This window comes from Nostoc sp. DedQUE02, from assembly GCF_034531035.1.
In the GTDB taxonomy this organism is placed as follows: Bacteria; Cyanobacteriota; Cyanobacteriia; order Cyanobacteriales; family Nostocaceae; genus Nostoc.
Map to the genome: position 1 here is coordinate 1 of NZ_JAVRBY020000053.1, position 18,187 is coordinate 18,187.

Annotated in this window: 15 protein-coding genes and 1 pseudogene; 2 read left to right on the forward strand and 14 right to left on the reverse strand. The window is 39.8% G+C overall.

Annotation, left to right across the window (positions count from 1 at the left end; translation table 11 throughout):
- From RMX98_RS28125 to RMX98_RS28140, 4 genes and pseudogenes are all read right to left on the reverse strand, one after another.
- Positions 1-150: pseudogene (locus RMX98_RS28125) on the reverse strand (IS1634 family transposase); the annotation flags it as partial.
- A 211-nt stretch (positions 151-361) separates the two neighbouring features.
- Entirely contained in the window at positions 362-613 is a 252-nt protein-coding gene (locus tag RMX98_RS28130) for a hypothetical protein (protein WP_322682100.1), read from the reverse strand.
- A gap of 243 nt (positions 614-856) precedes the next feature.
- On the reverse strand, positions 857-982 hold the full coding sequence (locus RMX98_RS28135; RefSeq protein WP_322682101.1) for a hypothetical protein: 126 nt from the start codon (positions 980-982) through the stop codon (positions 857-859).
- A 20-nt stretch (positions 983-1,002) separates the two neighbouring features.
- Positions 1,003-1,857, reverse strand: a complete 855-nt coding sequence (locus tag RMX98_RS28140; protein WP_322682102.1) for a class I SAM-dependent methyltransferase — start codon at positions 1,855-1,857, stop codon at positions 1,003-1,005.
- Positions 1,858-2,422: 565 nt separating this feature from the next.
- On the opposite strand from RMX98_RS28140, the gene RMX98_RS28145 reads away from it, so the two are divergent.
- Complete coding sequence (locus RMX98_RS28145) at positions 2,423-5,011, forward strand: CHAT domain-containing protein (RefSeq protein ID WP_322682103.1); 2,589 nt, start codon at positions 2,423-2,425, stop codon at positions 5,009-5,011.
- A 121-nt stretch (positions 5,012-5,132) separates the two neighbouring features.
- On the opposite strand, the gene RMX98_RS28150 is transcribed toward RMX98_RS28145, so the two are convergent.
- Positions 5,133-5,453 (reverse strand): hypothetical protein, encoded by a 321-nt coding sequence (locus tag RMX98_RS28150; RefSeq protein WP_322682104.1) that lies wholly within the window; start codon positions 5,451-5,453, stop codon positions 5,133-5,135.
- A 56-nt stretch (positions 5,454-5,509) separates the two neighbouring features.
- Here RMX98_RS28150 and RMX98_RS28155 point away from each other — a divergent pair, with 56 nt between their 5' ends.
- The gene (locus tag RMX98_RS28155) at positions 5,510-8,620 is read left to right on the forward strand and encodes a filamentous hemagglutinin N-terminal domain-containing protein (RefSeq protein WP_409881488.1); all 3,111 of its coding nucleotides are present in this window, start codon (positions 5,510-5,512) and stop codon (positions 8,618-8,620) included.
- A 349-nt stretch (positions 8,621-8,969) separates the two neighbouring features.
- On the opposite strand, the gene RMX98_RS28160 is transcribed toward RMX98_RS28155, so the two are convergent.
- The 9 genes from RMX98_RS28160 to RMX98_RS28200 form a co-directional block, all read right to left on the reverse strand.
- Entirely contained in the window at positions 8,970-9,845 is an 876-nt protein-coding gene (locus RMX98_RS28160; RefSeq protein ID WP_322681959.1) for an STM4011 family radical SAM protein, read from the reverse strand.
- A 22-nt stretch (positions 9,846-9,867) separates the two neighbouring features.
- A complete protein-coding gene (locus RMX98_RS28165; RefSeq protein WP_322682010.1) occupies positions 9,868-10,668 on the reverse strand; it encodes an STM4015 family protein in 801 nt (266 codons plus the stop codon).
- Positions 10,669-11,124: a hypothetical protein gene (locus RMX98_RS28170; RefSeq protein ID WP_409881921.1), complete on the reverse strand. Its 456-nt coding sequence runs from the start codon at positions 11,122-11,124 to the stop codon at positions 10,669-10,671.
- Between the two features lie 80 nt (positions 11,125-11,204).
- Positions 11,205-12,605 (reverse strand): STM4012 family radical SAM protein, encoded by a 1,401-nt coding sequence (locus RMX98_RS28175; RefSeq protein ID WP_322681961.1) that lies wholly within the window; start codon positions 12,603-12,605, stop codon positions 11,205-11,207.
- A gap of 15 nt (positions 12,606-12,620) precedes the next feature.
- Positions 12,621-13,412 (reverse strand): STM4013/SEN3800 family hydrolase, encoded by a 792-nt coding sequence (locus RMX98_RS28180; RefSeq protein ID WP_322681962.1) that lies wholly within the window; start codon positions 13,410-13,412, stop codon positions 12,621-12,623.
- Positions 13,413-13,527: 115 nt separating this feature from the next.
- On the reverse strand, positions 13,528-14,769 hold the full coding sequence (locus RMX98_RS28185; RefSeq protein ID WP_322681963.1) for a HEAT repeat domain-containing protein: 1,242 nt from the start codon (positions 14,767-14,769) through the stop codon (positions 13,528-13,530).
- A gap of 35 nt (positions 14,770-14,804) precedes the next feature.
- Complete coding sequence (locus tag RMX98_RS28190; protein WP_322681964.1) at positions 14,805-15,959, reverse strand: STM4014 family protein; 1,155 nt, start codon at positions 15,957-15,959, stop codon at positions 14,805-14,807.
- The gene (locus RMX98_RS28195; protein WP_322681965.1) at positions 15,952-16,905 is read right to left on the reverse strand and encodes a HEAT repeat domain-containing protein; all 954 of its coding nucleotides are present in this window, start codon (positions 16,903-16,905) and stop codon (positions 15,952-15,954) included. The genes RMX98_RS28190 and RMX98_RS28195 overlap by 8 nt, the downstream gene beginning before the upstream one ends.
- Entirely contained in the window at positions 16,905-18,134 is a 1,230-nt protein-coding gene (locus tag RMX98_RS28200) for a WD40 repeat domain-containing protein (RefSeq protein WP_322681966.1), read from the reverse strand. Before RMX98_RS28200 ends, RMX98_RS28195 begins: the two co-directional genes overlap by 1 nt.
- Between the last annotated feature and the right edge of the window lie 53 nt (positions 18,135-18,187).

Consider the following 18,187-nt stretch of genomic DNA (forward strand, 5'->3'; position numbering starts at 1 on the left):
ACCCATAACCATTGCCAATGCGGCAACTCGTTGAGTTGAGTTGAGGAAGACGCTTGAAGTAAAAAACAACGGATCTTTGAGAAACCGGAAACTTCGCTCAGTAGACTGTTGTGCTTTGTATTCACGTAAAACATCATCATCGCTGAGTCGGATTCATTACCGTCTCCAAATTTATTTATGGAAAAGAAAAAATGCAAAGCAACATTAATTCAAGCCCCCGGATTTATCCGTGGGGTCTTCAATGCGTGAATTTTGAATACTTCGACTGCGCTCAGTACAAGTTTTGAATTTTGAATTCCCCGCAGGGGTTGACCGTCTACTTACCCCCTACAGCGATCATCTTTATCCTTGAGACAAGAACTTATCCTGCAATATCTTTCCCACTCTTGTAGTTCATAGCTCTAGGTTTCCTCTTGCCGATAGGGACTACTGTTGATCTCTTGGGAGGTTGAGGAGGGCGGCATTTTTCACAGTAAAGCGGTCGTACACCAAAAGTTTCTCTCTGGGTCGGTTGTTCGCACTGCTTGCATACGAAGTTGAAAACGCGGGTGTGAATTTCCCGCTTGTGCGCTCTGACGGTGTACTCTCGGACTTCAATAATTTTGCTGGGCATCGGCTTAGTGAGCGGTATTCTATTTTTAAGGATAATTTCTAAGCATCAATATATTCGTACATCTAATTACTAAAACAGTGACAATTAGTTAGCAGAGCAGCAATTCTCATTTTGAAACCAGTTTACGTCATTTGAGCGTTCAATGAAATTGTTAAGAATTGTTAACCCTTTGAATAACAAGGGTTTTTATGTCAGGAAATCTTCAAATGAGAATTGCTGTTAGTAGAGGGTAGCGACCGATCTTTAATTTTGTTTTAGTATTTTTTCAATTTCTACTAATTTGTGACGTAAGACTTCCTGTAAAATCAACACAGCGATCGCAAGAAGGCGACTTCCTTTGGGAGCATCACAATCAGGTGGGCGAAACATCGTTATTGGCAACCAGTTCCCTATGAAAATAGGTGAGCTACGTATAAAGTAGTTAAGTAACCTTTAGTTATTTGACCATTGAATTTAGTATTAATTAATTCAGCGATCGCATCGAAAAAACGCGCCTTTTTAAGGCTATCCAAACTAAGATGACCAGAGTAGGTATTCAAGAGGTTGAGATAGGTTGCAGTATCATATTTTGCATCCCATCGATAAGAGCGATATGTCACTTTGCCAAACAAACCGGTTTGCTCAATCTCACTTGTTTTACTAGGTACTTCATGCTCACGAAGAAGAGGCTGATCATCCTTAACTAACTCAGGAACAAAGCGGCGATATAGCTCCTGCACCTCCTCAAAGAAGCAATTACTAAAATCACTATGTACGTGTTCATTCCAAAATAGCGCGATCGCTCCTTCAGATGTGAGAGCAAGATCCGTTTTTTTGTAAGCAATACTTGGGTCAAGCCAATGGAAAGCAGTCGCCGAAATCACTAAATTAAAAGCATTTTCTTCCGTCACCCAATCCTCAAAAGCGATGTTACGCACTTCTACTTGCGGATAAGCAGCCAGATTTTTTTGAGCAACTTTAGCAAGATTCTCGCCCAACTCAATGCAGAGTATACGATAACCCCGGCGGGCAAAGGGCACAGTTGCCTGACCAGTACCACAACCAATCTCTAATATCTTTCCGTCTGGAGTGATTTTTGAGAGAGACACCACATCGTCAAAAAGTGCCTCTGGATATCCTGGTCGAACTTGGTCATACAACAGTGCTACTTGATTAAAAGTGGTTCTTAATTGACTTCTTTCATCTGTCATGTTTGTGGTCATACCATGAGGGTGTAGTGGGGGAGCTAAAAGTCCTAAAGCCACAGCGAAACACTTTTCAAACAACCTCTTAGACTCAATTTATAAACTCTCTAATTTAAGTAATTCACTGTAATTATACAGAATTACAGTTGATTATGATTGTATGGAAGTTAACACAAGCTAATTTAAAAATCAAGCACTAAGGATGATGGTGCTATTGATGCAAGTGGTAAAAAGAAAGAAACCATAGGTTTGATACTAGCGATCGCGGTTTACACCAGACTGGTATTGAAGAAGCGGTTAGAGGATGTCTGAGAAGTATCAAATATTTATCGATCCCCCCTAACTCCCCTTAAAAAAGGGGGGAATAAGAGTCTTAAAGTCCCCCTTTTTAAGGGGGATTTAGGGGGATCTTCAAGAGTTAAATGTATATAAAATAACTTTTTAGACATCCTCTTAGCGGGGCGTGCCAATCCGAGATTTTCACGCAGCGTGTTGCCCTCATACTCTTTATTGTTTTATTAACTATAGGACTGATATTTGATTTCTGAAAAAAATTTAGGGAGGTTGATATAGCAACTTACACTCTCTACTTTTAGTAAAGACGCAGTGCAAATGAGGCAAAAATATGGTATCAAAAAAATCTAGATTATGGAAAATCAAACGCTTTTTAAATGTACTGCTACTTTTGGCTATATTCTTAGGCACTCTTTTATTACCACCCACTTTTGCACATGTAATAGAGGATAATTCTATTGTTCAAAGCTTGGTTGATGCCCAAAACTTGTATGAGCAGGGAAGAAAATTCTATAAAGCCGAACAATTTGCTGAGGCTGTTAAAGTATGGCAGCAAGCTATCTCTGGATTCAAAAGCAATAGAGATGAACTGCGAATTGCGATGACGCTGGGCGATTTATCATTAGCTAATCAGCAACTTGGACAGTGGGCTGAGGCAGAAAGTACGATCGCTCAAAGTCTCAACTTATTACAAACTGCTCAAAATATAGACACCAAAGAGCGATCGCAAATTCTAGCCCAAATCCTAGATATTAAAGGTCGCCTACAATTGGCTCAAAACAAGGCTGAAGATGCCTTAAATACTTGGCAACTCTCGGTTGACATCTACAAAAAAATAGGAGACAACAAAGCAGTTATTCGTAACCAGATTAACCAAGCGCAAGCTTTGCAAGCTTTAGGGTTTTATCGTCAAGCTGAGAAGACGCTAAGGCAAAGTACCCAAATTCTCCAAAGTCAACCCAACTCACCTGTTAAAGTCGCAGCTTTGCATAGTCTCGGCAATGTCGTGCAAGTCACTGGTGATTTAGAAACATCTCGGCAGATATTGCAGCAAAGTTTAGAAGTAGCTTTATCGTTGCCAGATCAAGAAGCGATCGCTGATATTCTCCTCAGTCTGGGTAATACAGCCCGTGTTCAGCAAGACACGCAAACAGCTATAAAATATTATCAACAAACTATCAAAACTGCAACCTCACCCACTACACGCATCCAAGCTCAAGCCAATCAACTCAGACTACTGCTAAAAACTGAGCAATTAGCAGCTTTCCAAACATTGTCCTCTCAAATTAAAACTCAGCTTCACGACTTACCCCTTAGTCGGACAGCAATTTCTGCCCGCATTAACTTTGCCCAAAGTCTGATGCAATTCCGAAAAAAAACCGCCGCAGACACGGACTCATGGTTGGAAATTGCCCAATTACTGGCAACTGCTATTGAACAAGCAAAAAGTTTGCAAGATAAACGCACAGAATCTTATGCTATTGGTGTTTTAGGACAAGTTTACGAACAAACTCAACAGTGGTCTGATGCCCAAAACCTCACCCAGCAAGCTTTGCTCATCGCTCAAGCTATCGATGCTAAAGACATTGGCTATCAATGGCAATGGCAATTGGGACGTTTACTGAAAACTAAGGGAGATATCAAAGGAGCAGTATCAGCTTACACAGAAGCAGTTAATAATCTCCAAGCCCTCCGCAGTGATTTAGTTGCCGTCAATTCTACAGTGAAATTTTCCTTTCGAGAGGAAGTTGAACCAGTTTATCGACAGTTGGTTGATTTACTTTTGCAATCTCAGGGGAACTTGCAAGTTAGCTTTGAAAATCTCAAAAAAGCCAGCAATACAATCGAATTACTCCAAATAGCAGAACTAGAAAACTTCTTTCGCAATAACTGTTTAAATGTTCAAATCAGTAATCCAAAAAAAGATCCAACGGCAACAATTATTTATCCATTTATTTTGCCAGACCGATTAGAGGTGATCGTTGAGTTGCCTCAACAGCGTTGGTTGCACTACACTACCCCTGTAGTTAAAAAAGAATTGGAAACTACTTTAGCGCAACTACAGGAAAATCTACCCAAACCACACACGCTGCGACAGGTTCAATCTTTATCCCAGAAGGTTTACAAATGGCTAATTCAACCTGCTGAAGCTGCCTTAGCCGAAACTAAAACTCCTACTTTGGTGTTTGTGTTGGATGGTTGGTTGCGGAATATTCCGATGGCAGTTCTCTACGATGGCAAACAGTATCTAGTTGAGAAGTATAACATTACACTTACCCCCAGTCTGCAATTAATTGAACCCAAACCATTAGAGAAAGGATTAAAGGCAATAGCCGCAGGATTGACACAAGCAAGTTCAGGATTTTCTGCACTACCCAATGTCAAACTTGAATTAGAACAAATCCACTCTCAAATCCCTAGCAGCATCCTTCTGAATCAAGAATTTACTAGCAAAGCTTTGCAAAATCGGATTAATTCTTTATCTTTCCCTATCGTTCATCTTGCAACTCATGGTCAGTTTAGCTCCAAAGCTGAGGAGACATTTATTGTCGCTTGGAATGAGCGTATTTATGTGAAAAAGTTAAGTGAACTAGTGCGAACACTAGAGCAAAACAGACCCGAAGCAATTGAATTGCTCATTCTTAGTGCTTGTCAAACAGCAGCCGGCGACGAACAAGCTGCACTGGGAATTGCTGGTGTTGCTTTTCAGGCAGGAGCGCGCAGTACGATCGCTTCTTTATGGAACTTGGATGATGAGTCTACTGCTGTGTTGATGAATCAATTTTACCAAGAGTTAGTCAACAAAAACCTGACTAAAGCTGAAGTACTCCGTCGCGCCCAACTAGCTCTTTTGCAAAATCCTAAATATAAACGTCCCAGGTTTTGGGCCCCCTATGTTTTGTTGGGTAATTGGCTTTGAGTCACTCTCGCCACTTCATGTAGTGGGATTCAGGTCAATACGGTTCGGTTAAAGGGTAAAGGGGAAAGGGGAAAGGTTTTGAATACATCCTTTCCCCTTTACCCCTTACCCTTTCCCCAAATCATAAGGAAAGTGAAAAATGCTTATCCGAACCGTATTGGGATTCAGGTTGGGAGTTGGAGTTAACTTTTTGTGAATTTACTTCCGCAGATGCGATTGTTTCGACAAACAATGGCATTGCATTGACTTGCAATGCCATTGCATCGACTAACAATGCCATTACATCGACTTGCAACGCCATTGCACCGACTGACAACGCCATTGCATCGGCTGATGAATTATATCGTATAAATTTATGTAAAGAAATTAGTAAGTTTTGCGTAAAACTAACGCGATCGCAACTGAAAATTATTAGAGGTGACTGCAACCACCGTAAACCCACATTAATAGTGTGACATAACCAAAAGTTAGCGATCGCTGTTTGCTAAGAGGCTTGCAATGTCCAAAATAAGTATTCGTTGGGGCTGGTTTATAGGAATTGCAATATGTGGTTCAAGCATTTGGAGTACAAATTGCGCTTTTGCCCAAATTATCCCGGATGGGACTTTGCCTAATAACTCTAGTGTCAAATTAGAAGGGAACAACAGCATCATTGAAGGAGGAACCCAAGCAGGTGGCAATTTGTTCCACAGCTTTCGGGAGTTTTCTGTCCCGACTAACGGCGTTGCTTTGTTTAATAATGCTGCGGATATTCAGAATATTATCAGTCGGGTAACGGGTGGATCGGTCTCTAATATTGATGGGTTAATTTACGCTAATGGTACAGCTAATTTGTTTTTGATTAATCCCAATGGAATTGTATTTGGTCAGAATGCTCAATTAAATGTTGGTGGTTCCTTTGTGGCGACTACAGCGAATGCGATCGTTTTTGGCAATCAAGGTTTCTTTAGCGCTTCAAATCCCGAAAGTTCTTCATCGCTGCTAACAGTCAATCCAACGGCATTACTATTTAATCAAATCAAAATTGCATCTATCGAAAATAACTCAGTTGCTCCCTCCGGTTTAAATCCATCTTCTGAATTTATAGCAACGGGTTTACGTGTACCAGATGGCAAGAGTTTGCTGCTGGTAGGCGGTGATATCAATATGAATGGTGGAGCATTGTTTGCTTTTGGTGGGCGAGTAGAGTTAGGTGGGTTAGCAAGTGCGGGAATAGTTGGGTTGAATGAGTATGGTAATAATCTGAGCTTGAGTTTTCCCAATAGTGTAGAAAGAAGTGATGTGTCCCTCAGCAATGGCGCTGGAGTAAATGTAGCTGCTGGCGATGGTGGAAGTATCGCGGTTAATACCCGAAATTTAGAAATGACAGGAGAGAGTGGACTGTTTGCAGGAATAGATATTGAACTGGGTTCCGATCTTAGTAAGGCGGGAAATATTGAAATTAATGCAACTGGAGCAATTAATCTTCATAATGTGAGTGAAATTGCCAATTATGTGGGATTAGAAGCAAAAGGGCAAGGAGGCGACATCAATATTACTGCTAACACTTTGCAAACTGAGGGAGGGTCACAAGTGGTTACTGGTACATCAGGTGCTGGCAAGGGGGGGGATTTAATTGTTGATGTCCAAGACGTGGAAGTGATTGGTGAATCAGCTGATGGTCGTATCAGTTACTTAGGAACTTCCACACAGACAAACTCAACAGGGGATGCGGGTGATTTAACAATTAAAACTAATACCTTGCTAGTACGAGACGGAGCACAGGTGAACACTAGTACCTTTGGTAAGGGCAAGGGAGGAAATTTGAGTATCAATGCCGACAAAGTGCAAGTGATTGGTATGTCTGATGATAGACAAGTTTCCAGTGGCTTGTTTGCTGAAGCGGGCACCGGCTTATCTGGAAATGCCGGAGATTTGACGATTAACGCTGGTGAGTTACTGATTCAGAACGGGGCAAATGTCAGCGCTGATACATTTGGCAGTGGCAATGGAGGGAATTTAAGCATCAATGCTGGCAAAGTGCTGATTCAGGATGGGGTAGATGTCAGTGCTGCTACATTTGGTAGTGGCAATGGAGGGAATTTAAGCATCAATGCTGACAAAGTGCTACTGTTTAATGAATCTGCCGACAGTCTTTATAGCAGCTTAACTGTTCAAGCTGATAAAGGCGCAACTGGTGATGCCGGAGACTTGACGATTAACACTGGTGAATTGCTCGTTCAGAACGGCGCACAGGTAACTGCCAACACGTTTGGTAGTGGCAATGGAGGGAATTTAAGTATCAATGCTGACAAAGTACGATTGATTGGTCGCTCTGATGATAATCGCTTTCCCAGCGGCTTGTCTGTTACTACTGAGCGAAGCGCAACTGGAGATGCGGGAAATTTGACGATTAATACTGGTGAGTTGCTAATTCAGGATGGAGCACAAGCAGGTGCTGCCACATTTAGTAGTGGCAATGGGGGAAATTTAACTGTTATCGCTGATAAAGTCCAACTGATTGGTAGAGGCAGTGCCTTGACTACTTCCGCACAGCGAAACTCAACAGGAAAGGCGGGAGAGTTGACAATTAAAACTCGTGAGTTACTGATTCAGAATGGAGCACAGGTCAGTGCTGCTACATTTGGTACTGGCAATGGGGGGAATTTGACCGTCACTGCTGATAAAGTGCAACTGATTGGTACAGGCAGTGCTTTGGCTGCTTCCGCACAGCGAAACTCAATAGGGAATGCGGGAGATTTGACAATTAAAACTAATACTTTGCTAGTACAAGATAAAGCTTTTATCGCTGTGGAAAGTTTGGGAATAGGAACCGCAGGCAATATGACATTAAATGCTCGCTCTATTCGTGTAAATAATGATGCTTTTCTTAGCGCTGATACACGCAGTGCTAAAGTTGACCCGAATAGGGAGCAAGCGACAATTAATATTAACTCAGGAGATTTGATAATCAGCCGCAATAGCAATATTTTCACCAACGCAACAGGAGAAAATGTTATCGGCGGCAACATCAATATTAATACCGATTTCCTTGTTGGTTTTGAAAATAGTGATATCAGCGCTAATTCTGCTAACTTCCGTGGTGGGAATGTACGAATCAATGCCCAAGGTGTCTTTGGTATACAATTTCGAGATATCGCATCTGATAAAACAAGCGATATCACCGCCACTGGGGTAAGTTCTGAGTTAAGTGGTACTGTAAAAATCAACACACCTGATGTAGACCCTAACAACGGCTTAGTTAACCTGCCAACCGTACCAGTTAACACTGAAGTAGCACAGACCTGTCAAGCTAGCGGAAGTTTAGCTAAGAGCAGTTTTACAATCACTGGACGCGGTGGCTTGCCCCCTAATCCAGGTGAAGCTCTTAACACTGATGCAGTGCAAGTAGATTTGGTGACTCTCAATCCAAGCGATGATAACCGCAGTAGCTCCTTTGTTCCCAGCAAAACAACTACCTTTGTACCAGAACCGATCATAGAAGCTACTAGTTTGGCGCTAAACCAAAAAGGGGAAGTCGTCCTGACAGCAAATCTTCCCACCACTACGCCCCATAGTCCTTGGTTGAAGCCTGCATCTTGCAGAGCAGCTCACCGGGTTGACAGTTAAGAGCTTTGCAATATTTTCTCTGGCATCACACGAATATTTTTGTGCTTGCTGATAGTCACAGGATGCATAGCTGTCATCTCAATACTGCTCGGGTTTTGGATTTTTAACTCGGAGTTGGGTTTAGGGAAAAGGTTAAAGGGTAAAGGTTAAAGGTTTTTTCTTTCCCCTTTTCCCCTTAACCGACAAGTATTGGCTGTCATCTCGGCAAGCTTTAAAAAGCCGCGAGTTAGTGGCAGCGTAAACAGAATTCAGAAGTCAAGAACCAGTTAAAATGCAAGTGGTAGGGTGCAAAGGTGAAGAAAATGTGGCTTTCTCTGACCCTTTTAGTTAAATTGATAAACATTGATATTTATATTACAGTACAATTTTGATTAACCCAATTATCAGGAATTCTTTCTAAAATACCAGAACCAAACACCTTATTCATTTCTAAATATTCTAAATGAACGTAACCAATATGACAGTGACAAGTTTGGTTGCTACAAGGTTGCTCAAATAAAGCTGCTTCCCAGTCAGAATCATAAATATTACTAATTGCTGCTTTAATAAAATGACATCGGTACATTGTTCCGTCACCATCAACAGAAATCACTGATTTTCCAGCCCGACAAGAATGCCCAAAGCTAGAATAATGATGAGTGTTTAATTCATATAATGGGTCAATAGATTGAAAAAATTCTCGATTTTCTGGTGATAAATTAGGAAGTTCAGCTTTCACAGCATTAATCCACAAATAAACGTGGTTTGGTAACTCTTGACGTAAAGCTGCTATTTCCGCTTGAAACTTGGGAAAACCGACAACTCCAACGCTGAATTTGATATTTTGGTTATCTAGATTGAGGCATTTTTGTAAAAAGCGATCGCGTGACACCCATTCAGAATGAAAAGTTGCCCAAAGTGCCAATTTATCTTTATTACATTCCTCTAACCAATCTAAATTACAAGATAGATTAGTTTGAATTGCTGCTTTGTTAACATTGGGCAACTGTGTTAATTTTATCAGTGCTTGCTGATACCAAGAATGGATTAGAGCTTCTCCCCAAGGAGTAAAAAGAATTGAAAATTGATGTTGGGTATGTTGGGAAATCCAATTGACAAAACGTGCTAGTGCTTGTTGATCAATTGCTAATTCTGCGGCTGTTTGTTGGCGTTTGGCAAAGGGGCAATATTCACAACCGTAGTTGCAACTGATTAAAGGGCCGCGATAGAGGATGGTGAGGTGCATATTAATAATTAGTGAAATCTGATTATTCAGCAATAGAACAGTAGCGATATATATAGTATTTCTTATCTTTTTCTTGTTTTTGATTATCATTAATTAATTGACAGTCTAACTGGGATAAACGCTCAATCATTTCATCAGATAAAAAATTCTCAGTAAGATTTAAAATATCGAGTTTGTTTACGTGTGATGAGTTAAATAAAGCTTCTGCACCTTCATTTGAAAGAGTTCCCATTGCTAGATCGAGGATATTAAGAAACTTAATTGCAGGCATATTAACTAGCGCACGAGCAATATCATCAGAATATTCACTATTTCGTAGTCCTAAATAACTTAAACTTGGAAATAATTCGCCGCTAATAATTGGCATTAGGTCGTCAATAAATGAATCACCACCATAACTAGGACTTCCTAGCCATAATTCTAAATGTTGTAATGCTGGTAAATCTAAAGCACATATTTGAGCTATAGTTTCTGGAATTAATCCTCCACTTTCAATGATAATTGCTTTTAAATTATCATGTTTTAACTGACTGAATTGTAAACCTTTCCCTCCACGTATTTGGATGATTTCTAACTGAGGGTAAGCGTTTAATAGAGGACTGATATCACTTTGCTCTATACTAGAAATCATCCATTCAGAAAATTCTATATCACCAATAAATATAGCCTTCAAATTTTTCAGTTTGTCTTTAACCTCAACTAAAGCATTAACTACAACACTGGAATCGCAATCGCCATATTTATCCCACATACCAATTACTAAAGCTTCAATTTTATTGGCATTGGGATGTTGACTTAATATATTCAGTTTTTCTCTAAAAATTTATACATTTTCTTCCCATTTTCGACATCTTATAGCATAAGCAATTCTCATAGGGTCTATAATTCCAATTGCTGGGTCAAAATCTTCAACCTTTTTATTAGAAAATTTACTTACATGATGGTCGTAATACCACTCTAAACGCTCAGGCAATCTCCAGCTTTTATAAGCTTTTACAGCCTGATTTACTTGTGTTTCTGTTCTTTCTCTTAGTAATAAATAGGCGGAACGTTGCACTAGGGATGATTCATCATTTAAAGCCGCAATTACTAAATCTAAACCTGCATCACCATATTGCAGTGCGTCATTTACAGCATCTATTCTGGCTTTGACTAGAAAACTTGCCAAGCGTTGTTTAACACCTTCAATTCCACCTAAAACCACACCTTGTACTGGTGGTGCTGCTTCTCCTCCGAGTACTGCGTCAAATTCTCTAGGCTGATTTTGATTGTTTGTCATATTTTCCTTAATGGTAGATGTAATGTAAATATCTGTAAAAACGCGATCAATCGCTTCTCTACAAATCTTTTTGAAACCCACTATTTCAACTCATAATCCTCCATTAATTCCTGGACTTTCTCAGAAAATAACCACGCGCCAATAGTGTCAGAACGCTCAATGCCAAATTCAGTTAACTGTAAAATATCCTCATCTTTTATCGCCAAATTCAAAGCAAGCAGTTCTGAAAATTCTGGAAAATCAGCGTATACTTCACTACCGAACTGCTGACGATAATTAGCACAATTCAATCCTTCATCGGAAAGCAAAGATAACAAAATATACCGCCGACGTTGTTCTTCAGCATTTAGTTGAAAACCATAGTGCGCGTAGTCAAATGACTCATCTGCTGTTTGAATATATGCTTGTAAAATCTCGCTGATTCCCTTTGCTCCCACTGCATATTCGTTGGAGTAGTGCAAAGTATTAGTGTACGAACGTGCGCCACAACCTAAACCAATCATCCCGTCGGCTTGACAGCAGTAGACGGGAGAGGGGGGAGAGGGGGCAGACAAGGAAGAAATATTGCTACCTTGTCTACCTTGTCCCCCTTGTCCCTCTTCCACCCGTCGAAACATCCGCATGGAAACTTGCGTATATCCTTCTGACAATAATAGCGATCGCCCTTCTCGATAACAAGCTAAACGAATATCGTCCCATTCTCGATCTGTGCGTCCCAAACCTGTGAGCGATCGCACATACAATGGATATAGATAAATTTCTTCTGGTTGAAAACGCAAAGTAGCTTGTATTGATTGCAACCAAGTATTTACAGTTTGTCCGGGTAAACCGTAAATCAAATCAATATTCAGAGTGGGAAATCCCATCTCTTTTATTCTTGTCAGCGTTGCTTCTACTTGGGTAGTAGATTGACGGCGCTGGGTGGCTAAAACTTCCGAATTGATGAAGCTTTGGACACCAATGCTAACACGATCGACGGCGTGCGATCGCAACAGTTTTAACTTCTCCTCAGTTGCGGTTTCTGGTGAAACTTCCACAGAAATGGGAATTTCCTGTAATTTCGCACCCATCGTATTTTCAGCAATATCGAGAACAGTTTCGAGGTGTTCAATGGGTAATTGAGTTGGAGTTCCGCCACCGATAGCGAACCTCGCAAATGACGCATCATCTAACACCGCTTTCATCCGTTGCGCCTGTCGCTGTAACGTGCGGACATATTGACTGATAAAATCTTCATTGTGGCTGACTGTAGTAAACAAGTTGCAGAAACCACAACGCATTTCACAAAACGGTATGTGTATATAGAGAAATAACGCTTGTCTATCTTGCTGCGTCCAAAGTTCCGGAAGATATACAGGTGGGTTGAAAGGACGATAAGCTGTTTTGTGGGGATAAGAATAAACGTATGCTTGATAAGGAGACTGGGCAATCTTGGATTTTAGATTTTGGATTTTAGATTGAGGATTTTGGATTTTAATCATAAACTTTTAAGGTTTTTATAAAATAAACTCTGTATATGGAACAGTCCAAACAACGGGATGGCTAAGTCGATGTCCAGTGTAACCATCTTCACCATAAGTTGTCCCGTGGTCGGAACAGAGAATGCAAAAAGTAGAGTGTCTTTGGCGTATAATATTCCAGAGTTTAGCTAATTGACTATCAACGTATTCCAAAGCTGCAACGTGAGATTCAACGGTGTCAATTTTATCCTTGGCATTGGGAAGGTAAAAGTAATTTGGTTGATGCAAAGCCGAAATATTTATAAATAAAAATATCCGTTGATTATGTGGCGTTTTTTCTAAAATCTCCCCCGCCAGATTTACCTGATTTTCTGTAGATGTTGGGTTAGTAACACCTAACTCTGGACTCCAGTAACTTTCAGCAAACATTGAAGGAAATACATTACCTATAGGATTGCGTTTGTTAAAAAAACCAACTCCACCAATGCAAACTGTATGATATCCCTTAGCAGCTAATCCACTAACAATATTTGAGCTATCTAACACACAAGTTTTATCAGTTGTGGTGGTACTTCCTTCAAATCCCAAAGCAAAAAGGCGGGGGTGAATTCCTGGCGTTACAGGCGTAGGTAAAAAGCCTGCGAAAAAAGCATGATGAGAAGCATAAGTAAAGTTTCCGGGTGAATGGCGTTCTTCCCAACCTGTTTTGGGGAGTACTTTTTCTAAATTAGGAGTGCGTTTTTGTGCGAGTAAATCCTTGGCTACGTCATAACGCAGTGTGTCTAAGGTGATAAATAAAATATCATGAGTTCCGACGATTTGATTCATATTGAACATAGCGAGGAAAAATTATGCTCTATTTATAGTCCGCCAGTATAGTGTGTTATCGCCTTAGCGTAACGCGCCATCGAAAATTAAAAACTACCTTATTTAGAAGTATTATTTATTCGTATAAACAGGTATAGCGATCGCCAAATTCAGATTCCTCATTTTCGTCGTTAGCCTGTGGATTTGTAATTACTTGACAATCTAGTTGAGATAATTCTTCAATCATATTTGTAGAGAGATAATTCATTGAAACATCAAGGGTATGAAGCTGATTAATAGAAGGAAAATTCAGTAAAGCTTTAGCACCTTCATCAGTCAAAGTTCCCATCGAAAGGTCAAGTATTGCAAGACGGTCGATGATTGTTGGTAATTCTGTTAAGCATATAGCAATATTGTCAGAGTAATCGCTGCTTCTTAGCCCCAAGTATTTCAAATTTGGGAATAACTCTCCTGACATAATTGGTAATAGATGCATAGTTCCGCTATCACTGTTAGTTCTATGGCAACCACCCAGCCATAATTCAAGATATTCTAGTGCTGGTAAATCAAGCTGACAAATTTGGTCAACAGTATCCGAGTTGATAAATATTAAGCCAGTTTCAAAAATTAGAGTTTTTAAATATTTATGTCGTAAAGGTTTAGGTCTGATAGGTGAACACCAACCACCTCTTACTTGTAATACTTCCAATTTAGGAAAATTTCTTAATACAGGTGTAACATCACCTAACTCTAAGTATGAACTCATAAATGGACGTGCTTCTGCATTTCCGATAAATAAATATTTAAGATTAGCTAACTTATCATCAGCATCAAGTAGAATTTTTATATAATCATCAAAATTATCACCGATAGAATAAGAACCCCGTGGTACATAGTTATAATTACAACCACGTATTTCACGGCTTAAAGCTTCGATTTTGCTTGTATATGAATCTTGCAATAATATCTTTAATAATTCTAAATTCACAACATAAACTTTACCTTCTGGATGGTTAATTCCAACGTCAGGATTAAAATATTCTTTCGTCCAATCTTCCAATTGTGTGAAATATAACCAAGGTGCAAAAGATAATAACGCTTGTTTTCCCTTGTCTCCTCCCCTTTTTTTTAATAACCTTGCAGCAAAATGCTGCACTCGCTCGGAAGAATCTGTTAAAGTATTAATCACTAAATCTAAACCCATATCCCCATAATTCAAAGCTTCAGAAATAGCAGCGAGTTTCACTTCAATAACCGAACTTTTTAAGCGACTTTTTACCCCTTGAATTCCTCCTAATACCACACCACTAACAGGAGGTGGTGCTTCTCCACCAAGTAGTGCGTCAAATTCTCCCGGTTTATTTGAATTGTTGTTCATTTTGGTTAATCCTAATTTATAGTTGCACCCTAAATTTATCTTGCCAAAATCGCCTTAGTTTCACTCGTATAAGTATCCATCCCATTCCATAAAATCCCCGGTAGTAAATCACCAAAAGCATTAATCTCTAAAATTGCATGATTTTTCCAATCTGGTAAAATCAGTAAATCAACTCCGCAATACAAACTATTAGGAAATAACGCTGCTGCTTGTTCGCAAGTTCGCTTCATCATCTCCCAATTTTCTGCACCAACTTTTGCTAAAAACTCCTCTGTATCTCCCCGTTCATTTCCCAAATGCAAATTTGTCATTGGACTTTTACCAAGGCGAACAACTATATGCTGTGCTTCACCATTGATAACCACGACACGCACATCAAAGCCGCATCCTTGTAAATGTGCTTTGGGTAGCCATTCTTCAACTTGTACGCCTTCTGCTGTCAAGATATTGATGGTATCGGCGATTTCTTCGCGGCGGGTGTAGTGGCTAATTTTCCGGGAGTTGTAAAGTAGAGTTTCGCCATTTTCCCGCACTCGTTCGACGGTGGTAATAGCTGATTCAAAACGGGAATTTGCGCGGTAAGCAACGACTCCAGAAGCGGCGGAACCGTGGGAAAGTTTGACGAATACTCGTTCTATTCCCTGGATTTGCATTTGTTCGCGCAAATGTTCGTAGTTGTGAATTTTACCTAGAGAACGAGGAACGGGAATATTGTGATGGCTGAATCTTTCGTGACAGGCTGGTTTGTCAAACATCACAGCAATATCTTGCGGATGGTTCATGAAGTTACCCAAAAGAGGAGTAAGTTGAGATTCCCATTTTTGTAATAGATATCGCCAGCCTAAATACCACTGTCGCGGGTAAAGGATGCGTCCTTTGTCGAATTCTAATTCCATAGCTTCGCCAGGACTGATACGTTGATGTTGTCCGTTATCTGATACATTGAAACCTGCGGCGATGATGGCTTGATCGATATCAAAGTTTTTCTCAGGAGAATCGAAGCGGATAATGGTGTTGGGTGCGTTGAATTGTTCCAGGGTTTGTTTACCGGAAATTAAATCTGCGTAATCTATTACGGTAGCTGGTGGTAAGTTGAAATGAGTTAGTGCTTGTTGGAGGAAACCGACACGGCGATTTTCAGGGTTGGCGATAAGGATAAAGTTGAGCGGTTGTTCTGAATTTTTATTCATACAAAGCACAGTATCGTGATTCACTACAACCTCTATAAACTTCACTTTCTTGTGCATCTACAATTACCTGACAGTTAAGTTGTAACAATCGTTGAACCATACCTTCTGATAAGCAGTTATTAGAAATATTGAGTGTATGAAGCTGATTGATGGCTGGACAGTTTAACAAAGCCTGTGCGCCGCGTTCGCTTAAATTTCCCTTTGATAAATCAAGCACTAAAAGACGTTCTATAATTGGTGACTGCACTATTTTCTCTGCAAGCAGATCAGAAAATTCACTGCTACGAAGTCCCAAATAAGCCAACTTGGGAAACTTTTCACCATCTAAAATTGGCTTTAATACATCCATAACAAATGTTGAGTGAGGTAGCTGTCTACCAAGCCATAGTTCTAGGTATTCTAAATTGGGTAATTCCAAAGCACAAATTTGAGCAAAATTCTCAGAATTAATATCTGCTGTTTCTATAATCAGTGTTTTGAGATTTTCATGTTTGAAAGATTCGCATTCTAAGAGGTACTGATAAAATTGACCTCGGACTTTTAGTAATTGCAAGTTAGGAAATGCTTCTAAAATCGGACGAATATCAAAAATTGCGAGTTTGGATTTGCGATATTCGTGTTGTTCTGTGTCTCCGATAAATAATGCTTGCAGATTTGGCAGTTGTTCGCAAGCATCACAGATGGCTTCTAAGACAATTCCAAATGAAGTATTATCATTAGAGTAACTATATCCTATTTTGCAAATCAAAGCTTGAAGTTGACTAATTTGAGTATCTTGCAAGAGCCTATTAAAAGGTTCTAAATTTATACTTTGGCTGCGATTTTCTGTTTGAAACTGAGTCGCATACGCATAAGTTATAGGGTCTGTAATACCAACTTGAGGATTAAATTCTTGGTATTTCCAGTTTTCTAGTTTAACAAAAAATTGATTATAACTCTCTGACATTAAAACCTCCATACCTTTACTTTGTTATCTACACCACCGCTTACCAATGTTTGCCCATCGGGACTAAGTGCTAATGAACGAATTAATCCCGTATGTGCTGAAAATGAAAATATTTTCTTACCTGAAGTTACATCCCAAACTTTAATATTTTGGTCGCCAGCAGTTAAAAAAGTTTGACTGTTAGGACTGAATACAATAGAACGCACCCAGTCAGCATGACCATAAAAAGAAAATAATTGTTTTCCGGTTTGCATATCCCAAATTTTGATTCTTTGGTCACTACCACTAACCAAATAATGCCCATTTTGACTAATTGCTAGGGAACGAATTGACTGTGAATGTCCTTGAATTTTCCAAATTTCACGTCTAGAATTTATGTCCCAAATTCTAATATCTTTATCTTCGCCTCCACTGATTAACAATTTGCCATCAGGAGATACGCAAAGAGCAAAAATTGAGCGAGAATGCCCTTCTAAAGTAGCAATTTCTTCACCCCAATTCCACTGCCAAACTTTAATACATCCATTCCCATCTGCACTAAAAAAGCTTTCTCCATTAGGGTGTATAGCCAAAGCATAAATTACAGTTGAATGCTTGCTTAATTTACCCAGATATTTCCCCTTACTTATATCCCAAAGCATGATAACTTTATCTGCACCAGCGCTAATCATCTTTTTTCCATCAGGACTAATGGCTATCCAATTAATATCACCAGTGTGATGATGATTAAAGCGCAAATCAAATTTTTCTTCTCCTGTTTCTAAATTCCAAACCTTTGGCGAATTGATACTTTTATGACGGTTATCACCTGCACTACATACTAAAGTTTTGCCGTCTGGGCTAATAGCTAGAGAATGAACTTGTGGATAATATGCTTGTAATGTACGATCGCACCGAAAAAATTCATAAATATTAAAGTCTTGCAGTGCTTGTTTTACAGATGCTTCAGGACGCGATGTCTGCGACGGGCTACGCCTACGCAAAATATTATAAGCTGATAATCTAACCTGTCCTGATTGATTACGTAAGGCTTTAATTACTATCTCTAAACCTGCATCACCATAATTCAACGCCTCAGAAAGCGCCGAAACTTGCGCCTCAAGCACGGAACTTTGCAACCGATTTTGTACGCCCTCAAGTCCTCCCAAAACCACACCGCTAACAGGAGGAGGTAGTTCTCCACCAAGCACTGCATCATATTCTCTAGGTTGATTTCGATTGTTGTTCATCTTGGGTTGTATATCGCCTATATTGTTATATTCGCTACTTTGATAGATTGACA

Excerpts from the sequence above, each read along its gene's own strand:
- RMX98_RS28155 (WP_409881488.1), top strand. The coding sequence starts at position 5,510 with ATGTCCAAAATAAGTATTCGTTGGGGCTGGTTTATAGGAATTGCAATA.
- RMX98_RS28190 (WP_322681964.1), bottom strand. The coding sequence starts at position 15,959 with ATGAATAAAAATTCAGAACAACCGCTCAACTTTATCCTTATCGCCAAC.
- RMX98_RS28130 (WP_322682100.1), bottom strand. The coding sequence starts at position 613 with ATGCCCAGCAAAATTATTGAAGTCCGAGAGTACACCGTCAGAGCGCAC.
- RMX98_RS28200 (WP_322681966.1), bottom strand. The coding sequence starts at position 18,134 with ATGAACAACAATCGAAATCAACCTAGAGAATATGATGCAGTGCTTGGT.
- RMX98_RS28180 (WP_322681962.1), bottom strand. The coding sequence starts at position 13,412 with ATGAATCAAATCGTCGGAACTCATGATATTTTATTTATCACCTTAGAC.
- RMX98_RS28170 (WP_409881921.1), bottom strand. The coding sequence starts at position 11,124 with ATGACAAACAATCAAAATCAGCCTAGAGAATTTGACGCAGTACTCGGA.
- RMX98_RS28185 (WP_322681963.1), bottom strand. The coding sequence starts at position 14,769 with ATGAACAACAATTCAAATAAACCGGGAGAATTTGACGCACTACTTGGT.
- RMX98_RS28160 (WP_322681959.1), bottom strand. The coding sequence starts at position 9,845 with ATGCACCTCACCATCCTCTATCGCGGCCCTTTAATCAGTTGCAACTAC.
- RMX98_RS28145 (WP_322682103.1), top strand. The coding sequence starts at position 2,423 with ATGGTATCAAAAAAATCTAGATTATGGAAAATCAAACGCTTTTTAAAT.
- RMX98_RS28135 (WP_322682101.1), bottom strand. The coding sequence starts at position 982 with ATGTTTCGCCCACCTGATTGTGATGCTCCCAAAGGAAGTCGCCTTCTT.
- RMX98_RS28195 (WP_322681965.1), bottom strand. The coding sequence starts at position 16,905 with ATGTCAGAGAGTTATAATCAATTTTTTGTTAAACTAGAAAACTGGAAA.
- RMX98_RS28175 (WP_322681961.1), bottom strand. The coding sequence starts at position 12,605 with ATGATTAAAATCCAAAATCCTCAATCTAAAATCCAAAATCTAAAATCC.